Source organism: Caulifigura coniformis, assembly GCF_007745175.1.
GTDB lineage: Bacteria > Planctomycetota > Planctomycetia > Planctomycetales > Planctomycetaceae > Caulifigura > Caulifigura coniformis.
Window position 1 is genome coordinate 4314679 of record NZ_CP036271.1, and the last position, 16036, is coordinate 4330714.

General features: G+C 64.1%; 11 protein-coding genes. 6 read left to right on the top strand and 5 right to left on the bottom strand.

Going from position 1 to position 16036, the window contains the following annotated elements; all coding sequences use genetic code 11:
• The first annotated feature begins 21 nt into the window (after window positions 1–21).
• A complete protein-coding gene (locus tag Pan44_RS17420) occupies window positions 22–603 on the top strand; it encodes an HdeD family acid-resistance protein (RefSeq protein ID WP_197453412.1) in 582 nt (193 codons plus the stop codon).
• Between the two features lie 122 nt (window positions 604–725).
• Here the strand turns inward: Pan44_RS17420 and Pan44_RS17425 are convergent, their stop codons facing one another.
• Entirely contained in the window at window positions 726–1352 is a 627-nt protein-coding gene (locus Pan44_RS17425; protein WP_231754087.1) for an HNH endonuclease, read from the bottom strand.
• A gap of 263 nt (window positions 1353–1615) precedes the next feature.
• Window positions 1616–2365: a UMP kinase gene (pyrH, locus tag Pan44_RS17430; RefSeq protein ID WP_145031409.1), complete on the bottom strand. Its 750-nt coding sequence runs from the start codon at window positions 2363–2365 to the stop codon at window positions 1616–1618.
• 341 nt (window positions 2366–2706) lie between these two features.
• Here pyrH and Pan44_RS17435 point away from each other — a divergent pair, with 341 nt between their 5' ends.
• The 3 genes from Pan44_RS17435 (at window position 2707) to Pan44_RS17445 (ending at window position 6119) form a co-directional block, all read left to right on the top strand.
• Complete coding sequence (locus Pan44_RS17435) at window positions 2707–3999, top strand: Gfo/Idh/MocA family protein (RefSeq protein ID WP_145031411.1); 1293 nt, start codon at window positions 2707–2709, stop codon at window positions 3997–3999.
• Window positions 4000–4201: 202 nt separating this feature from the next.
• Entirely contained in the window at window positions 4202–4732 is a 531-nt protein-coding gene (locus tag Pan44_RS17440; protein WP_145031413.1) for a 6-pyruvoyl trahydropterin synthase family protein, read from the top strand.
• Window positions 4733–4928: 196 nt separating this feature from the next.
• Window positions 4929–6119: a ribonuclease D gene (locus tag Pan44_RS17445; protein ID WP_145031415.1), complete on the top strand. Its 1191-nt coding sequence runs from the start codon at window positions 4929–4931 to the stop codon at window positions 6117–6119.
• Window positions 6120–6159: 40 nt separating this feature from the next.
• Here the strand turns inward: Pan44_RS17445 and Pan44_RS17450 are convergent, their stop codons facing one another.
• Window positions 6160–6696: a hypothetical protein gene (locus tag Pan44_RS17450; protein WP_145031417.1), complete on the bottom strand. Its 537-nt coding sequence runs from the start codon at window positions 6694–6696 to the stop codon at window positions 6160–6162.
• A 264-nt stretch (window positions 6697–6960) separates the two neighbouring features.
• Here Pan44_RS17450 and Pan44_RS17455 point away from each other — a divergent pair, with 264 nt between their 5' ends.
• Window positions 6961–9378, top strand: coding sequence for a VWA domain-containing protein (locus Pan44_RS17455; RefSeq protein ID WP_145031419.1), 2418 nt, complete (start codon window positions 6961–6963; stop codon window positions 9376–9378).
• Between the two features lie 28 nt (window positions 9379–9406).
• Window positions 9407–11650, top strand: a complete 2244-nt coding sequence (locus Pan44_RS17460; RefSeq protein WP_145031420.1) for a hypothetical protein — start codon at window positions 9407–9409, stop codon at window positions 11648–11650.
• A gap of 57 nt (window positions 11651–11707) precedes the next feature.
• Here Pan44_RS17460 and Pan44_RS17465 read toward each other — a convergent pair whose 3' ends face one another.
• The gene (locus tag Pan44_RS17465; RefSeq protein WP_197453413.1) at window positions 11708–15118 is read right to left on the bottom strand and encodes a PVC-type heme-binding CxxCH protein; all 3411 of its coding nucleotides are present in this window, start codon (window positions 15116–15118) and stop codon (window positions 11708–11710) included.
• An 89-nt stretch (window positions 15119–15207) separates the two neighbouring features.
• Window positions 15208–15930: a sensor histidine kinase gene (locus Pan44_RS17470; RefSeq protein WP_145031424.1), complete on the bottom strand. Its 723-nt coding sequence runs from the start codon at window positions 15928–15930 to the stop codon at window positions 15208–15210.
• Window positions 15931–16036 lie beyond the last annotated feature (106 nt).

Genomic DNA, 16036 nt, shown 5'->3' on the forward strand with positions numbered 1-16036 from the left:
TTTCCCACCCGAGGTTTGATCATGTTGGACATCATTTCCAGCGGCTGGTGGATGTTGCTGATCCGGGGTCTGGGGGCAATCGCCTTCGGACTCCTCGCATTGATGTGGCCAGGTCTCACGCTGTTCGTGCTGGTGTTGCTGTTTGCGGCCCACGCAGTCGTCGACGGCGTCATGGCAATTGCCCTCGGCTGGCAATTGCGCAAGCGACCCGGGGAAGCACCGTGGCTGTTGATCATCCTGATGGGATTGGTGAGCGTTGCTGCCGGAATCGCGGCGTTCACCTGGCCCGGACTGACGGCCGTTGTCCTGCTGTACATGATGGCGGGGTGGGCCATCGCGAGGGGCGTGTTCGAAGTGATTGCCGCCGTTCACCTGCGAAAGGTGATCGAGAACGAATGGTTCCTTGTCCTGGCGGGAGTCCTGTCGGTGCTGTTTGGCGTGAGTCTGATTGCCTGGCCGGCTGCGGGGCTGATGAGCCTGATGTGGCTGGTGGGTTCATTCTCGATCGCGTTCGGGATCCTGCAATGCGTTCTGGCATTTCGGCTGAAAGCCGTCGGGCGGGAGATCCGGTCTGCCGGGGGGGCGAAGGACGCCGGCCAGTGATTCGCGTTGCCGCTCCGAGAAAACGACGCAGCCCGCCAGGAAGGCGGGCTGCGCGATTGATCAGGGCCTGACCAGCGATCGGATGTGGCTGGCGTTGTCAGGTCGCTGGATTGCGTCGCGTTTTATTCATCCAACTCGACGTTCCAGTACGCCTCGCTGACGAACTTGGACCAGCTTTCGATGCGCACGGCATGCCAGGCGTACATCGGCTTCCAGGCGGGACGCGCGGGCTTGCGCGCCAGCGGCATGTGCGCCTGCTCCGGAGTGCGGTTGGCCTTGCGCTTGTTGCATGACACGCAAGCCAGCACGCAGTTTTCCCAGGACGACCCCCCCCCCTGCGCACGCGGGAGGACGTGATCGATCGTGAGTTCTTCGGAACCGGGCTGGGCGAAGCAGTACTGGCAGGTGTAGCGATCGCGCTTATAAATGTTGCGCCGGCTGAATGTGACCACGCTCGTGTGCACGCGGTCATAGTGCCTGAGCACAATCACCTCGGGTACGCGCAGCCGCTGGGACACGGCCTGGATGAATGGTTCATCCCCGCCGGGCGCCATCCGTGACCAGTCAGCCCAGGAATACTGCCGGAAATCGTGCGGATCGACGACGCGGGCCGTGTCGTTCCACACCAGCGTCAAAGAACGAGAGACCGTCGCCACTCCAACCGGTTGCCAGTTCCGGTTAAGGACGAGAGTCGGACGATTGAGAACCGGGGAGACCATCGCATCCTTCTTGAAGGAACGAACGATCATCTAGCCCGAGAGAGTTCCCCCTCCGATGGGGGACCATCAGGGCACCGAATGATAGCGGTTCCACTTGCGCACAACAGTCCACCACGGGCTGTTCGCGAATTCTTCAAGAAGTCCGCCGGTCGTTCCTGCGTCAGGAAAGAGACAGGGAATCGGCCGCCGAGTTCGCTTCAAAGACGGGGCCATTCCAATCATTCGCGGTGCAGTGGAATGGGGCAAGGTGCAGGCCCTGCCCGTTCTCCCGAAGCGAGTCCTTTCCAGCGCGGTCAGATTCCGGCCGCGGCCGCGTGAACAAGAGTGCCGACCTTCTCTCCCATGACAGCCCGGAGCATGTTTCCCTCGCGCTGGAAGTTGAAGACGAGGATCGGGATCTTCGCTTCCATGCAGTGATGCACGGCCTGGGCGTCCATCACCTGCAGGCCCTTCTGAAGGACGTCCTTGTAGGAGATTTCCGAGTAGCGAACTGCGTGGGGATTGCGCTCGGGATCCTCGGAATAAATGCCGTCAACGCGGGTCGCCTTCAGGACGACGTCGGCTTCCAGCTCGCGGGCGCGGAGAGCCGCCGCGGTGTCGGTCGTCACAAAGGGGCTGCCGGTGCCGGCGGCGAGGATCACCACGCGCTTCTTTTCCAGGTGCCGGAGGCAGCGACGGCGGATGAACGGTTCGGCGACATTCTCCATGCGAATCGCCGTCTGGAGCCGCGTCGGGACCTGTGCGTTCTCGAGGGCGTCCTGGAGGGCGAGTCCGTTGATGCAGGTCGCGAGCATTCCCATGTAGTGGGCGGTTGGCGTCTTGATTGCTTCGCTGACCGCGGCGAACTGCTTGCCGCGGAGGATATTCCCGCCGCCGCAGACGATGGCCAGTTCGACGCCCTGATCGACGATGGTCTTGATCTGTTTCGAGGTGGCCTCAACTTCGGCCATCGAGATGCCCCCTTCCCGGCTGCGGCAGAAGCTCTCGCCGCTGAGCTTGAGGACGACGCGTCGGTAAGGAAGGGAGGAACTGGAACTCGGCATTGATTTCTCCAGGAGACGTGGCGGCCGCTCGGGCGGGAGGTCTCCGGTGTTGACGGGCGACGAACGACGGCCCGGAAGATAATGGCTGAGGAGTGAAAATCGAACGGAGAAAAGCGTGGGCGAGCGGCGGCGACGGGCTGGAGGTCGATGCGATGAAGGCGCGCAGGGGCGGCGGTTTTGTGTCGACCGCGCAGGGTTTCCGTCAGGCGTGGCCGGGTGTCATTGACCCGCAGGAGGAACGGATGGAACCTTGTGGGGATATCGTACTGCGGTCGGTTCCAGGGCGCAGTGAGTCGTTTGGCCGCGAGCGAGCGGTCCGCAAATCGCAAGGAATTTCAGTCATGTCCGAGAAGTCCTCACGCCGCGCCTGGATGGCCGGTGTCGGCGGCGCCACCGCCGCCGCCACGTTTGGCGCTCCCCTGTTGCAACTGAACGGCGCCGACGCGGCTCCGGGACGGACCGTGACCGTTGGGGTGATGGGACTCAACCGCGGACTGGCGCTGGCCAAGGTGTTCGGGAAGACTCCGGGTGTGGTGCTCAAGTACGTCGCCGAGACCGATGCCGAGCGCGGCGAAGCGGGCAAGGCGGCGATCGAAAAGGCGACGGAACAGACGCCCACTGTGGTGAAGGACTTCCGCAAGATCCTGGATGACAAGGACGTCGACGCGATCATTGTCGCCGCACCGAATCACTGGCACGCTCCGGCCACGATTCTGGGATGTGCGGCTGGCAAGCATGTGTACGTTGAAAAGCCGTGCAGCCATAACCCCTGGGAAGGGGAGACGATGGTAGAGGCGGCGCGGAAGCATCAACGGGTGGTCCAGATGGGGAACCAGCGCCGCAGCGCCGAATCGTTCCAGAAGGCGATTCAGATGCTGAAGGAAGGCGCGATCGGCCGGGTCTACCTGTCGCGTTCGTGGTACGACAATGCCCGCGGGACGATCAAGACGGGCGTGAAGGTCGATCCGCCGGCAGGACTGGACTGGGATCTGTGGCAGGGCCCGGCGCCGCGCACGGCCTACTACGACAATCGGACGCCCTATAACTGGCACTGGTTCTGGAACTGGGGCAACGGGGAACTGGGCAACAACGGCGTCCACTCGATCGACATTTCCCGGTGGGGGATGGGAGTGGATTATCCGGTGCGGGTCACTTCGGCCGGCGGCCGTTATGCCTTCAAGGACGATCAGGAGACGCCCGACACGAACGTGGTGACCTTCGAATTCGAAGGGGATCGGGCGATCGTGTGGGACGGCAAGAGCTGCAACAAGCACGCCAGCGAAGCGTTCGTGGCGTTCTATGGCACGGAAGGAACGATGACGCTCACCGAAGGGGGCGGATTCAAGCTGTACGACGCCAAGGACAAACTGGTGAAGGAAGAGGCAGGCAAGTGGGACCTGGGCCTCCACATCAGTAATTTCGTGGATGCGATCCGCAACGGCGATCCCCAGCGCCTGAACTCAGAGATCCTGGAAGGCCACAAGAGCACCATGCTCTGCCACCTGGGCAACATCGCATACCGCATGGGCCGCACGATGAACTGCCGTCCTTCGGACGGGCACATCATTGCCGACGACAAGGCGATGGGGCTGTGGAAGCGGAGCTATGAACCGGGGTGGGAACCGAAGGTCTGATCCTGTGGTCGCTTCCCTGCGAAAGAAGACTGACCGGCCCGCGGATTCGTCCGCGGGCTTTTTTCGTGGATGGGGATCAAATCGTCGGCCGGTCTTCGATGGGCGTTGATTTGTCGGGAGGCATCGATCAATAGTCGGGGCTCATTCGGGATCTGCAGCGGATGCCTTCCCGGACACTTCAGGCCCCGACGACGGTTTGCCCATGACCAATCCCGCTCCCTCGCCGCTGGCCTCCTTCCGGGTCCGTGTGACGAAAGACCACCTGGTGTTTTCGGCCGCGCACTTCATCACGATCGGCGACTGGTGCGAACGACTCCACGGGCATAACTGGCGGGTCGCGGCGGAAGTCGCCGGCCCCCTCGATGGGAACCATTTCGTGGTGGATTTCATCGCCCTGCGGGACCAGTTGCAGAAGCTGGTCGACGAGCTCGATCATTCGCTGCTCGTGCCGATGAAGCATCCCGACATTCAGGTGAATGTCGCCGGGGAGGAAGTGGAAATCCGGTTCCAGAAGCGGCGATGGGTGATCCCGACGGATGAATGCCGGCTGCTGCCGATCGCCCAGACGACCGCGGAACTGCTCGCGCAGTACCTCGCCCAGACTCTGTGCGAACGGATGGGGGCCGCCCTCAAGGGCCAGACTTCGCTTCGACTCGACGTGGAAGAGAACTTCGGCCAATGGGCGATCTGCGAGTTACCGCTGGCGGGGCCGGTCCCGGACCGCCTGGAGTGACTCGACGTTTCTCGCGGAATTCCCGGCAGGGCGTGAGGACGCTTATCGAGGGGGGAGGCCCTTGCTCTTCCGGACGCAGATTTTTCGACTCTCGGACGTAACCCCTGCGGGGACGTTCCATTCCGTCTGATCGCTGTTAGACTCGGACTGCATCAACGCCTGTCGATCGACACCATCCGGCCACCTCCAGACCACAATGTCCGCGACGCTGATTACGACTCAGCGGGAATTCGACGAATTGTGCTCCGCCCTGCGCAGTGCCCCCGCCGTCGCGTTTGACACCGAATTCGTTTCGGAAAAGTACTACAAGCCGAAGCTCTGCCTGATGCAGTTCGCGACCGACGAGGTCGCGGCGGTCGTCGATCCGCTGGCCGTGCCCGATCTTTCGGCGTGGTGGACGATCATGGCTGAGGCGGAAACGCCGATCATCGTCCATGGCGGCCGGGAAGAAATCCGCTTCTGTTTCCGGTACGCCGGGGCGCGACCGAAGAATTTGATCGATGTCCAGATCTCCGAAGGCCTGCTGACCCGAACGTTCCCCGCGTCTTACAAGAACCTCGTCCAGCGGGTGATGGGGAAGTCGGTCGACTCGCTGCAGACCCGGACCGACTGGGAACACCGCCCGTTGTCGGACGACCAGATCGAATATGCCCTCGAGGACGTCCAGTACCTGCCCAGGATCTGGGAAAGGCAGCGGGAACAGCTCACCCACCTGGGACGCACCGACTGGGCGATGGGTGAGTTCGAACACCTCGTCGACGCTGTGGCTGCTGAGAGCGACCGGGAAGGCTGGAGGCGGCTGCCACAGGCGAACCGGTTTTCGCCCCGTGAGCTGGCCGTCGCGCGCGAGCTGTGGAATTGGCGCGAACACTATGCCCAGACCATTGACCGCCCTGCCCGGGTCGCGTTTCGCGATGACCTGATGACTGAAGTGGCGCGGCGGCGGCCACGAACGGTTCGCGACCTCAATTCGACGCGAGGCCTGCAGCGCCGGGACTACCAGCGGGTGGCGGATGAGATTGTGGCGGCTGTCGCGGCCGGCCTGGAGCTTCCGGACGACCTGCTGCCGCCGCGTCAGAACGGCGGAAAGACGACGCAACATGATGATGTGCTGACGAAGTTGACGTCCTTGGTCCTGGCGGATCGCTGCGCCCAGATGAACATCGCGCTGAGCCTCGTCGGCACCACGTCGGACGTGCAGGACTTTGTCCACTGGCACGTGACCGAACGACGTCGGCCGCCCGCGCCGGAACTGATGCAGGGCTGGCGGGCCACCGTCTGTGGCGACCTGCTGCACGAGATTCTTGACGGCCGGGTCACCTTTCGCGTCCACAACCCAAAGAGCGGCAATCCGCTGCGTTATGAGCGTCAGGAGGCCCCGGGCTGAACTGCGGCTTCGGCCGGTTCCAATCGGGGAGCGATCGCGGTCAGTCGGGGAGGAAGCCGCGTTCTTTCAGCTCCTGGATGTTGTCGGACGCACTGCGGGCGATTCGCTCGGCGGCATAGCGGAGCACGGCGAGGCTTCCAAGGCCACTCGGGGCGGTGAGAATCGCGACACGGTCTTCGTCTTCGGAATCGAGCTGCCGGTTGAGTCGGGCGACGGCTTCTTCGACGCTGTCGCTGACGATCTGCTGCGGCCCCTGCTTTTTGTTGAATCGCAGGTGGGAGAAGGCGGCCGAGCGGGCGAGGAGAAATTCGGCCATGCCGGCGGTTTCATCGTCCTCGAAGAAGTTCTGGAACTCGGGCTGTGCGTTGTCGGGCGTGATGATCAGCGGCCGGGTGACCCGGACCTCTCCCCGTGCGATGCGGACCGGTGTTTTCTCGCGGTCGGAGTCCTGCACCAGCCAATAGAGGAGCTCGGATTCACCGAAGGTGAACAGCGAATAGTGGACGGGCCTGACGATGGAGACAGCGTCCCAAAGCCGGCGCCAGCGTTCGGAGTGACGGAAGTAATCGTTCGACATCGGATTTCGACAATGATTCAGAGACGGCCTATGGTCACGGCCCGTTCGAGTTCTGGCAACTCCGGAACTCACTCCGGAGGCGATCGACGCGGGTGCAGGTCTGCTTCGGGAGGCGACTCCATTGTGAGGCCGGGCAATTGCCGCCATAGTGAATTGCGTCCGCGCGGGGGGCGACTTCGGATGGCAGGCGTGATGCGCGGCTCGCGCCTGGAACGGAGCGACTGAAGCCGGGCGGTTGTGGCTCTGGCAGGAACGGAATGGCTTATGGGGCGATTCTGGGCGGGAATCTTCGGGCTGGAACCGCCGGACTGGACGGCTGGCGGCGACTGGTCCCTGGAATGGCTTGCGCTCCCGAAGGGAGACAAGGCGTTGCTGCTGCTGGGCGGCATTCTCGCCGTGGCGACTGCGACCTGGTTTCTGTACCGGCTTGAAGGACGCCTGCTTTCGACCCGCTGGCGGCTCGCGCTCTCAGCCCTGCGGGTCGCTGCGCTCGGCGTCGCGCTGGCGATGCTGCTGGAACCGGTGATCGTGTTGAGCAAAGAAGAACAGGTCGCTTCACACCTGATCGTGCTGGTGGACGTCTCAGGTTCGATGGGCTTGCAGGACGCCTGGCGCGATGAGGCAGCGGCAACACGCGTGGCGCAACACTTCGGAATACCGGAGGGGCCGAACGGGCTACGGACGCTGTCCCGGGCCGAACTGGCGAGGCGAGTTCTCGGGGAAGGGACTCTGAAGCGGCTCGAAGGTGACGGGGCAAGGATTGTCCATGTGCACCCGTTCAACGATCGCCTGCAGGAACCGGTGAACGACTACGTCACCCAGCCTGCGAAATCGACCGGGGAGACAACGGCCCTCGGCGCGGCGATCCGCCAGGCCCTGGCAACGTACTCCGGCTCTCCTCTGGCGGGGATTCTTGTCCTGAGTGATGGCCAGTCGAACTCCGGGGAGCCGCCTGCCTCTGCAGCTCAACTCGCGGTGGAAGCCAAACTTCCGATTGCCTGCATTGCGCTGGGGACGGCCGATGGCCCGCGCAACGCCCAGATCACGAAGATTGAAGTCAGCCCGATGGCGTTCGTGCGGGACGACAATACGCTCGCCGTCCACATCCAGTCCCGTGGGATGCAGGATCTGACGTCGACTTTGACGGTCGAGAAGCGGGTTGATGGGGGACCGTGGCAGGAATTGTCACAGGAGTCCCTGATCCTGCAGCTCGAGGGGGCCGTGCAGACGGTGACAGTCCCTTTTCGCGAAGGGCGCCCCGGAAAGGTGGAGTTCAAAGCGACCCTGACCGGTTCCGGTCCGGAGCTGACGGATGACGATAACGTCGCCCATGCCGAGACGCAGATGATCCGCCAGAAGCTGCAGGCGCTGCTCATCGCCGGAGCGACATTTCCCGAGATCCAGTTCCTGAGAAACTCGCTCATCCGCGACCGCGGAATCGAACTCTCCAGCTGGCTGATGGCGGCCGACAAGGATTTCGAGCATCCGGCAGACATCCCGATCCAGCGGCTGCCGATCACGCAGGAGGAACTCGATGAATACGACTGCGTGATCCTGTACGACCCGGACCCGAACGGCTTTCCCCCCAACTTTGGCGAGCTGCTGACGAACTTCGTCACCAAGGCGGGGGGAGGTCTCGTCTATATCGCTGGGGAACTGCAGACGTCGCAGATGTTCGATTCGCAGCTCGATCCGGCGCTCAGCTGGCTGCATCTGCTTCCCGTGGTACGTGAGCCGGGGCTGTTTCGCTCGGCCGTGCAGACGCAGTTGAGCTCACGCCAGCCGTGGCGGCTGCAGATGACGGAGGAAGGGAAACACGATCCGGTGCTCGCGTTCTCCGAGGACTCCGAGGCGAACATCCGCATCATCGAAAACCTGCCAGGGATGTTCTGGCATTTTCCTGTAACCCGCGCGAAGCCAGGGGCCACGGTTCTGGCTGTCCACGGCGACCCGCGGATGCGCAACGAATTCGGACCGGAAGTGCTGCTGGCGACGCAGCTTGTCGGCCCCGGGCGGTCGATGTTCATTGGCTTCGACAGCACGTACCGCTGGCGGTTTCTGGATGACCAGTTCTTCGACGGCTTCTGGGCGCGGGTTGTCGATCGGGCCGGGAGGAACAAGCGTCTGGGAGGTTCTTATCCTTTCCGGCTGGCGACGCCGCGGTCCGAATACAAGCCGGGGGCGACGGTGAAAGTGATCGCCCGTTTCCATAACCCCGATGACGTCGAGCAGACGATGACCTCCCTGCCCGGCCAGGTGGAACATGGCGACGACGAGCCGCAGGCGATCACGCTCAGTCCGGAGCCGGAACCGGGTGTCTTCTCGGGGACGTTCGTGGCGGCGAAGGCGGGGCCGCATTTCGTCAAAGTGTGGATGGGAGACGATGCAATCGCGGGCGGCGTGAAGGCGGCGACTCTGCCTCTCGACATCGCCCTTCCCAACCTGGAGTTCGAGAATCCGGTTGTCGACCGTGCTTCGCTCGATGCCGTCTCGATCTGCACGGGAGGGAGGACGTTCGACGTCACCCAGGGGAAGGAAGCGGCCGACCTGTTCAAGATCGGCCGCGTGAAGCATCTGCTCGAACATCGCCACGAGATCTGGGATGCCCCGATCCTGTGGATTTCGCTGTTCGTGATCCTGTGCGTGGAATGGGTGCTGCGGAAGCGCGCCCGACTGATCTGATCTCGGCCGATTGTGAATGGAGCGATTGATGCCTCCTGAGGCACACCGCGAGCTGAGTGAACTCCGAGACCGCCTTGCCCAGCGGCTGATCGCCGTTCGTCGGGCCATGCGCGGCCATTTCCTGGCGGAGGGACTGGCGTGGTTCGCGGCCGCTCTCGTTCTTGTCGCGGCGATCACGCTCGTTCTCGACTGGCGGCTGGAGCTTTCACGACCGGCGCGCATCGGCATGCTTCTACTAGCGGCCACAGGATGCGCGTGGCTGCTGTATCGCCGTCTCCTGCAGCCGCTGCTTCTTCCGATGTCTCCCCTGGACGTGGCAGCCGCGATCGACCGGACTCACTCCGGTCCAGCGAGCGGCCGACTGGCATCGCGCGTCGCCTCAGTGCTCGAACTCCCGGACGCGCGGGTAGACCCCAGTTCGATGTCGCCGGAACTGGTCGTTCATGCAGTGCGGAAGAATTCCCAGGAACTGGAGAACGTTTCGTTCTCGCGCCATCTCAATTCGCGTCATCTGTGGCTGAGCCTGGCTGCGGTGGCCGTGGCGGTCGCGATCCCGGCCGGGTTTGCCGCGGCCGCTCCTTCGGTGGCGAAGCTGTGGCGGGACCGCTGGCTCCTCGGGTCGGATCGCCCGTGGCCGCATACGACAGCGATCGAAGTCGTTGGAGTGCGGGACGGCCGGCTGATTGTGCCGCGCGGGGAATCGACCGGGCTGCAGATCAAGGTGACGGATACGGCCGAGGAAACGGAAACGGTCTGGATGCGAATGCAGTCGGATGATGGAGGGGACCAGACGGTCACGTTGAACCGGTTCGCCGCCGGAGACTTCCGGTTCGACCTCCCCCCTCTGCAACAGCCGGCGAATGTGACGATGTGGGGGGGCGACGGCAGGGCCGAGCCGTTCCGCATCGAACCGCTCGACCGACCGAAGTTCACATCACTGAAGCTGACGGCAACTCACCCGCGCGAGAAGGAGGTCCAGGCGTTTGACTTCACGGCCGGCGAAGGGAACGTCCGCCTGCTGCCGAAAACGGTCGCCCGGCTGGAATTTGAAACGAACGTGCCTGTTGCAGAAGTCCGCGTGAAAGGGGACGGAACCGGGCCAGAGGGGTTCGTGGCGATCGACGATCGACATTTCGCCGCCGACTGGACTCATGAGGGGCAGGTGCGCCTGGAGACGGTGCTTGTCGCCCGGGACTCGGGCCTCGAATCGTTTCCCAGACCGGTTTCGATCGGCGAGAAGGCCGATCGTCCTCCGACGGTGACGCTCCGGCACTCGGGGGTGCGGCTGCGAGTGACAGCCCAGGCCACGATTCCCGTGACGCTGACGGTTCGCGACGACTATGGGCTGAGGAATGCGTCGCTTAACGTGGACGTCGACGGACCATCCACCCCGCCGCCGGTCGATGACGAGGACCCCGCGAAGGCCGGGGCGAAACCGGAACCGGCGTCACCCGTCCCCTCGCCAGTCGATCCGGAGCCAGCGTCGGCCGAAGCGTCAACAGAGCCGTCCACGAGTGCACCGCCCAAGCGAGGAGAGTTAACCACTCCGATGTTTGGGCCGGCCGAGCCGGCGATTGAGCTTTCCGTCGAGCAGCAGACGTCGGTGGAGATCGGGGCGTTGGCAGTGTCGCCCGGGCAAGCGGTGTCGGTTTGGGCCGTCGCGGACGATGACTGTTACACCGGGCGTCAGTCGGCGACTTCACGGAAGATCACGTTCAAGATCGTGAAAGATGAAGAGCTGTTCCGGGAGATCCTGCTCCGGCAACAGCAGCTGCGGGCGCGGCTGCAGAAGGCCTACGAGCAGATGCTTGATCTGCGCGAAAGAATGAAAGTCGCGGAGATCGCCTCCGACGGCGCGAACCTTCTGCGCTCGTACCTGCTGACGAGGCGGGAAATCGCCGCCGTCTCACGGGAGATCGGCGCCTCTCTGCTCGAGATGCGGCTCAACAAGCTTGGAGGGGAAGAGTCGTGGCGGCTGATCGAGTCGACCGTGACGAAGCCCCTGGCCCGGCTCCAGGAACAGGAACTCGAGCGGCAGAAGCAGGGACTCGAAACGCTGGTCACGTCGGAGCCTGAGTCGATGGATTCTCTGATCGAGCGTCAGCAGGCGATCACCGATGCACTGAAAATCATCCTGGCGAACATGTCGCAGTGGGACAGCTTCATCGACATCATCAACCAGGTGAACTCGATCATCAAAATCCAGGAGGGGGCGCGGCGGATGACCGAGGACCTGAAATCGAAACAGGTGGAATCGATCTTCGACAACTGAAATAGCGGACTTCGGTCGAGCCGCGGAGGCGTCCCCGACGCTCCGTTTCGGGCGCCGCTATTTGTGCCGATCCCCGGTCTCGCGTTTCGTCAGAGTGGAGAGGTACTCGACGACATCGCGCAGCTCGCGCCGCGAGATCTGCTTCATCAAGTCAGCCGGCATGCCGGACTGTCCTTTGGCACGGTCGTCGATCTCCGACTTTTCGACCGTCAGCGTTTCGCCGGCGGGGGTGACGATCCGGAAGGACTTTTCATCCTCGCCGCGGACGACGCCGGACAACACCCGTCCATCTTCCATGGCGAAGACGGCGGTCTCGAAGCCCTCGGCGATCTTTGCATTCGGATCGACGATCGCTTCGAGCAGGTAGTCTCGGGCTTTCGTCTTGCCGATTTCGGAAAGGTCGGGACCGACATCGCTGCCCTCGCCGTTGATCTTGTGACAGCGGCGGCAGGAAGCGGCCGCGTTTCCGAAGAAGACTTCCTTCCCGCGCGCGGCGTTGCCGCCGCTCAGGGAGTCGCCATACGCCGCCACCGTCCCCGCCCGGGCGAGGGTGTCACGAACCTTGCCGGCGGCCTCCGCCAGTTTCCCGCCGCGCAGTGCGGCGGCTTCGAGAATGTCGAGCTGCACCGCGGCTGCAGCCGGTGATCCGGCCAGCCAGGCGTCAAGCGTCGCCTGCAGGGCCTGATCGGCTTCGGCGGTTTTGAGCGAGCCGAGGCCTTCGGCGGCCTGTTGCAATTCGATCACTGTGGAGGCTGCCGAGTTTAGCGCGGTTGCCAGTTCCCTGACGGCCCGCCCAGGTGCAAGAATGACCAGCGACCTGCGGGTGGCCGCCCGGACGGCGGGTTCGCTGTCGGTGAGCAGTACATCAACGAGCTTCGGCAGTTCGCTGTCGCGCAGGGTCGAGAGCGCATCGATTGCTTCGACGCGCGTCTGGGCGGGAGAGGTGGGACTGGTCGCCAGTTCGCGGAGGATCGGGCCAACATCCTTGATTCCATAGCGCGCGGCCAGTTTCACCGCCGAGTCGCGGAGCTTGTCGGACCCCTGAAGCAGCCCGCCGATGGAGCTGCGCACGGCCGCTTCGGCTTCCGCGGCCGGACGGGACTCGATCGGCCGGAATTCGCCCGTGACGCGATCGAGGCGGGACGCGTCGGACCATTTGAGGAGGTCTTCCGTGGCTTCGAGCCGAACGGTTTCCGGCATGCTTTGGTCGGCGGCGATGGCGGCAACGGTTGTCGCCGCCTGTGGACCACCGACGCGGTAGTTGGCGTTCAGGACACGACGGACGAATTCCAACCCGGCGGGCGACTGCGCCCGCTGTGTGAAGCCAGGTCGGCCAGCGTACGCGGCCAATTCGGTCATCGCTCCGGCGATGCCTTCGTCATGAATGGCGCGTGCGGCCTCGTAGGCGACCGAATCTTCGCGGTCGCCAAGAGCGCGCGCCAATTCGGGTTGCTTGAGACGCCTGAGCGCCACCACCGCGGCTAGGCGGACCGATTTCGAAGGATGATCGGCGGCCGCGACGAGCGTGGGAAGATCGCCGATCATTGCGAGCGCCGCGGCGCCGGCATGGCGAATGAAGGGATCGACATCGGCGTTGGCCGCGAGCAGGTCGAGCAAGGCGGGAACGTTCGACGAATCCCCATGTCGTCCCAGCGCCAGTGCGGCCAGCATCCGAACCTGCAGATCGTCGGACTTCAGGCCGGCCGCAAGCGAATCGATGCTCCATCCCTGTCGACCGAAGGCGCCTTCCGGAAGATCTCCCGCGATGCGGCAGGCCTGTTTTTGCAGATCGGCCCCCGAGGTGGCGAGTTCATCGAAGCTGCCGACGGATTTACCGCTGCGGCGGACGGCGGCTCCCCAGGCCCACGCGGCGTGGCGGCTCTTGTGGGAACTGGAGGAAATCAGCGCGGTCTGATGGAGTTTCGTGGCGAGCGTTTCGGTTCCCTTGGCGAGTTGTTCGACGGCCCTCTCGGTGAGGACGAACTGTGCTTCCAGCCGGACACGTCGGTCGGGGTGGCCGAGCAGCGTCAGCAGTTCCGCTTCGCTCCGTTTCTCGAAGCCATCGCGAAAGAGTCGGGCCGTCTCCTGGTTGGCCTGGCCCGCCGAGACGAACCTGAATCGATAGATGCGTCCCTTTCCGGCGCCGTTCCAGCCGTCGACCCAGTCGGTCGCGTAGATCGAGCCGTCGTAGCCGAACTCGACGTCGGTCGAGAGCATCGACTTCACGAGCCAGTCGGAATCGACGACTTCGAAACCTGCTCCCTTCGGCTTCACGCGGAAGGCGCGGATGCCGCTGTTTGCGGCGGAGCCCCGGAAGTCGACGAGGAAGAACTTTCCGGCGAGTTCCGGGGGGAGACCGACGCCGGGATCGAACGCCAGGCCGGAAGGACCGTCGGCGAGGTTCAGGATCGGCGGAACGACATAGGCGGGCTGGACTGCGGCCGACTGCTCGTCGTCGCGGTAGGGATGCCAGATCCGCTCACGGTTCCACGGACCGCGATCCTTGAGGTACTGGTAATACATCCTCCAGCCGGTATCGCCGTGCGGGACCACGTAGACCCAGCGGGCCTTGTCCCCGCCGTCGGAGTTGTTGTCGCCGGTGAAGAGGTCGCCTTCGTCGTTGAACGCCAGTTCCTGGGGATTCCGAAGTCCGTACGCGAAGACTTCCAGTTTCGAGCCATCGGGCTCGCAGCGGAACACGGCGCCGGTCTCGGGACGCTTCAGGCGTTCGCCTTCCTGATTGACGACGTTGTAGCCGCGGTCGCCAATGCTGAAATAGAGTCGGCCATCGTAGCCCCACACGAGGCCGTGCATATCGTGGCCGCGGAAGGCGGTGCGGACTCCGTACCCGGTGTGCAGGGTCGTCTTCTGGTCGGCGACGCCGTCGCCGTTGTAGTCCTGCAGGCGGTAGAGCGACGGGATGTTGGTGTAATAGACATTCCCGCGATGCGCGAGGACGCCGGCCCCGGTGCCATCGACGAGGGCGTTGTAGCCGGTCGAAAAAATGGTGGCCGATTCGAAACGGCCGTCTCCGTCCCTGTCTTCAAGACGCCGGATGCGATCGGGGAACTTCGTCCACTCCGTGACCTTCTTGTCGCCGCCGAACTTGCGATAGAGCGCGTCCCGTTCTTCGACGGTCTGGAGGGCGAGGTCTTCCTCGAGCCAGTTCATGTGGCCGCGGTTGTCTTCCACTCCCTTGCTCTGGCGGAAGGTCTCGGCGACGTAGATCCGCCCCTGCTCATCGAAGCAAAAGGCGACGGGATTGGCGACGTCGGGCTCGGCGGCGACGAGTTCCACCGTGCCGCCGGCAGGCGTCTTGAATCCCTTGATCGCCAGTTCGGCCTCTTTCGAGGCGGGGGCGATGTCGAGCGGGAGGTCGTCACCGGAGGCCGCCGTGGCGACGACGGTGAGAGACAAGAGGGAAGCGGCCAGCAGGCGCGCGACTCGGGCGCGGCGAGAGAACGTCATGAACGGCATCGGCGGGAACTTCAGCAGGAGGGAACGCGGACCGACCTGTCAGTGTCCGCAGAACACCCTCACGGGGCAAGCCCCTGACGTCACGCGGACGGCCAGTCGACCGTCGCCTCGACGCCCCCTTCAGGGCGGACGGCCACTCGAAGGCTCGCCCCGTGCGACTGCGCGATGCGCCAGCATTTACACAGGCCAAAGCCCAGTCCGCGCCCCGCCTGGCGGCCGCTATAGAACGGATCGAACAGATGCTGGAGGTCCGCCTCGGAGAGGCCCGGGCCATTGTCGGAAATGGTGAGGCGGACCGGCGAGGCCCCGTCGCCGACGAGGTTTGAGGTGGAGACTTCGACCCGGCCTCCCGAAGGCACTGCCTGGACGGCATTTCGAAGGAGCTCGGAAACGACGACGGACAATTGCGCGTGGTCCGCAAGGACGGGGCGGTTTCTTGTCAGCCGAGTCTGGATCTCGACCTGGTGAGACCTGGCTGTCGCGTGCACGGCAGCAATTGTCGACTCGACGACGGCGTTGAGTTCACAGGGGGCGAGTCGCGGGACTGGCGGCCGCGCGAAGAGCATCAGGTCGCCGATCATCTCGCGGATGCGCTGGACCTGGCCGGCGATGACGTTGAGGTCGCGAGTGGCCTCGGCCGCTTCGCCGGTGGGGACGACGCGGCCGATGCGTCGAAGGAGGAGTTCGGTGCGTCCCAGGATCGTGGCGAGCGGGTTATTGATCTCGTGCCCTGCCCCGGCGGCGAATTCCGCGAGGGCTTCGAGTTTTGCCCGTTGAAGTTCGTCTTCGAATTCGCGAATCACGATTCGTCCCGGGCCAGGAGTTCGTCTTGGACGACGTGCAACAACAAAGACGCGGATGGCCGAACGTGTCGACGCATCCGCGGCGTATTCCAGTGCGTCCCTGACG

What these genes read in the sequence shown, in the direction of transcription:
- Pan44_RS17420 (WP_197453412.1), top strand. Translation starts at nt 22, where the DNA reads ATGTTGGACATCATTTCCAGCGGCTGGTGGATGTTGCTGATCCGGGGT.
- Pan44_RS17425 (WP_231754087.1), bottom strand. Translation starts at nt 1,352, where the DNA reads ATGATCGTTCGTTCCTTCAAGAAGGATGCGATGGTCTCCCCGGTTCTC.
- pyrH (WP_145031409.1), bottom strand. Translation starts at nt 2,365, where the DNA reads ATGCCGAGTTCCAGTTCCTCCCTTCCTTACCGACGCGTCGTCCTCAAG.
- Pan44_RS17435 (WP_145031411.1), top strand. Translation starts at nt 2,707, where the DNA reads ATGTCCGAGAAGTCCTCACGCCGCGCCTGGATGGCCGGTGTCGGCGGC.
- Pan44_RS17440 (WP_145031413.1), top strand. Translation starts at nt 4,202, where the DNA reads ATGACCAATCCCGCTCCCTCGCCGCTGGCCTCCTTCCGGGTCCGTGTG.
- Pan44_RS17445 (WP_145031415.1), top strand. Translation starts at nt 4,929, where the DNA reads ATGTCCGCGACGCTGATTACGACTCAGCGGGAATTCGACGAATTGTGC.
- Pan44_RS17450 (WP_145031417.1), bottom strand. Translation starts at nt 6,696, where the DNA reads ATGTCGAACGATTACTTCCGTCACTCCGAACGCTGGCGCCGGCTTTGG.
- Pan44_RS17455 (WP_145031419.1), top strand. Translation starts at nt 6,961, where the DNA reads ATGGGGCGATTCTGGGCGGGAATCTTCGGGCTGGAACCGCCGGACTGG.
- Pan44_RS17460 (WP_145031420.1), top strand. Translation starts at nt 9,407, where the DNA reads ATGCCTCCTGAGGCACACCGCGAGCTGAGTGAACTCCGAGACCGCCTT.
- Pan44_RS17465 (WP_197453413.1), bottom strand. Translation starts at nt 15,118, where the DNA reads ATGACGTTCTCTCGCCGCGCCCGAGTCGCGCGCCTGCTGGCCGCTTCC.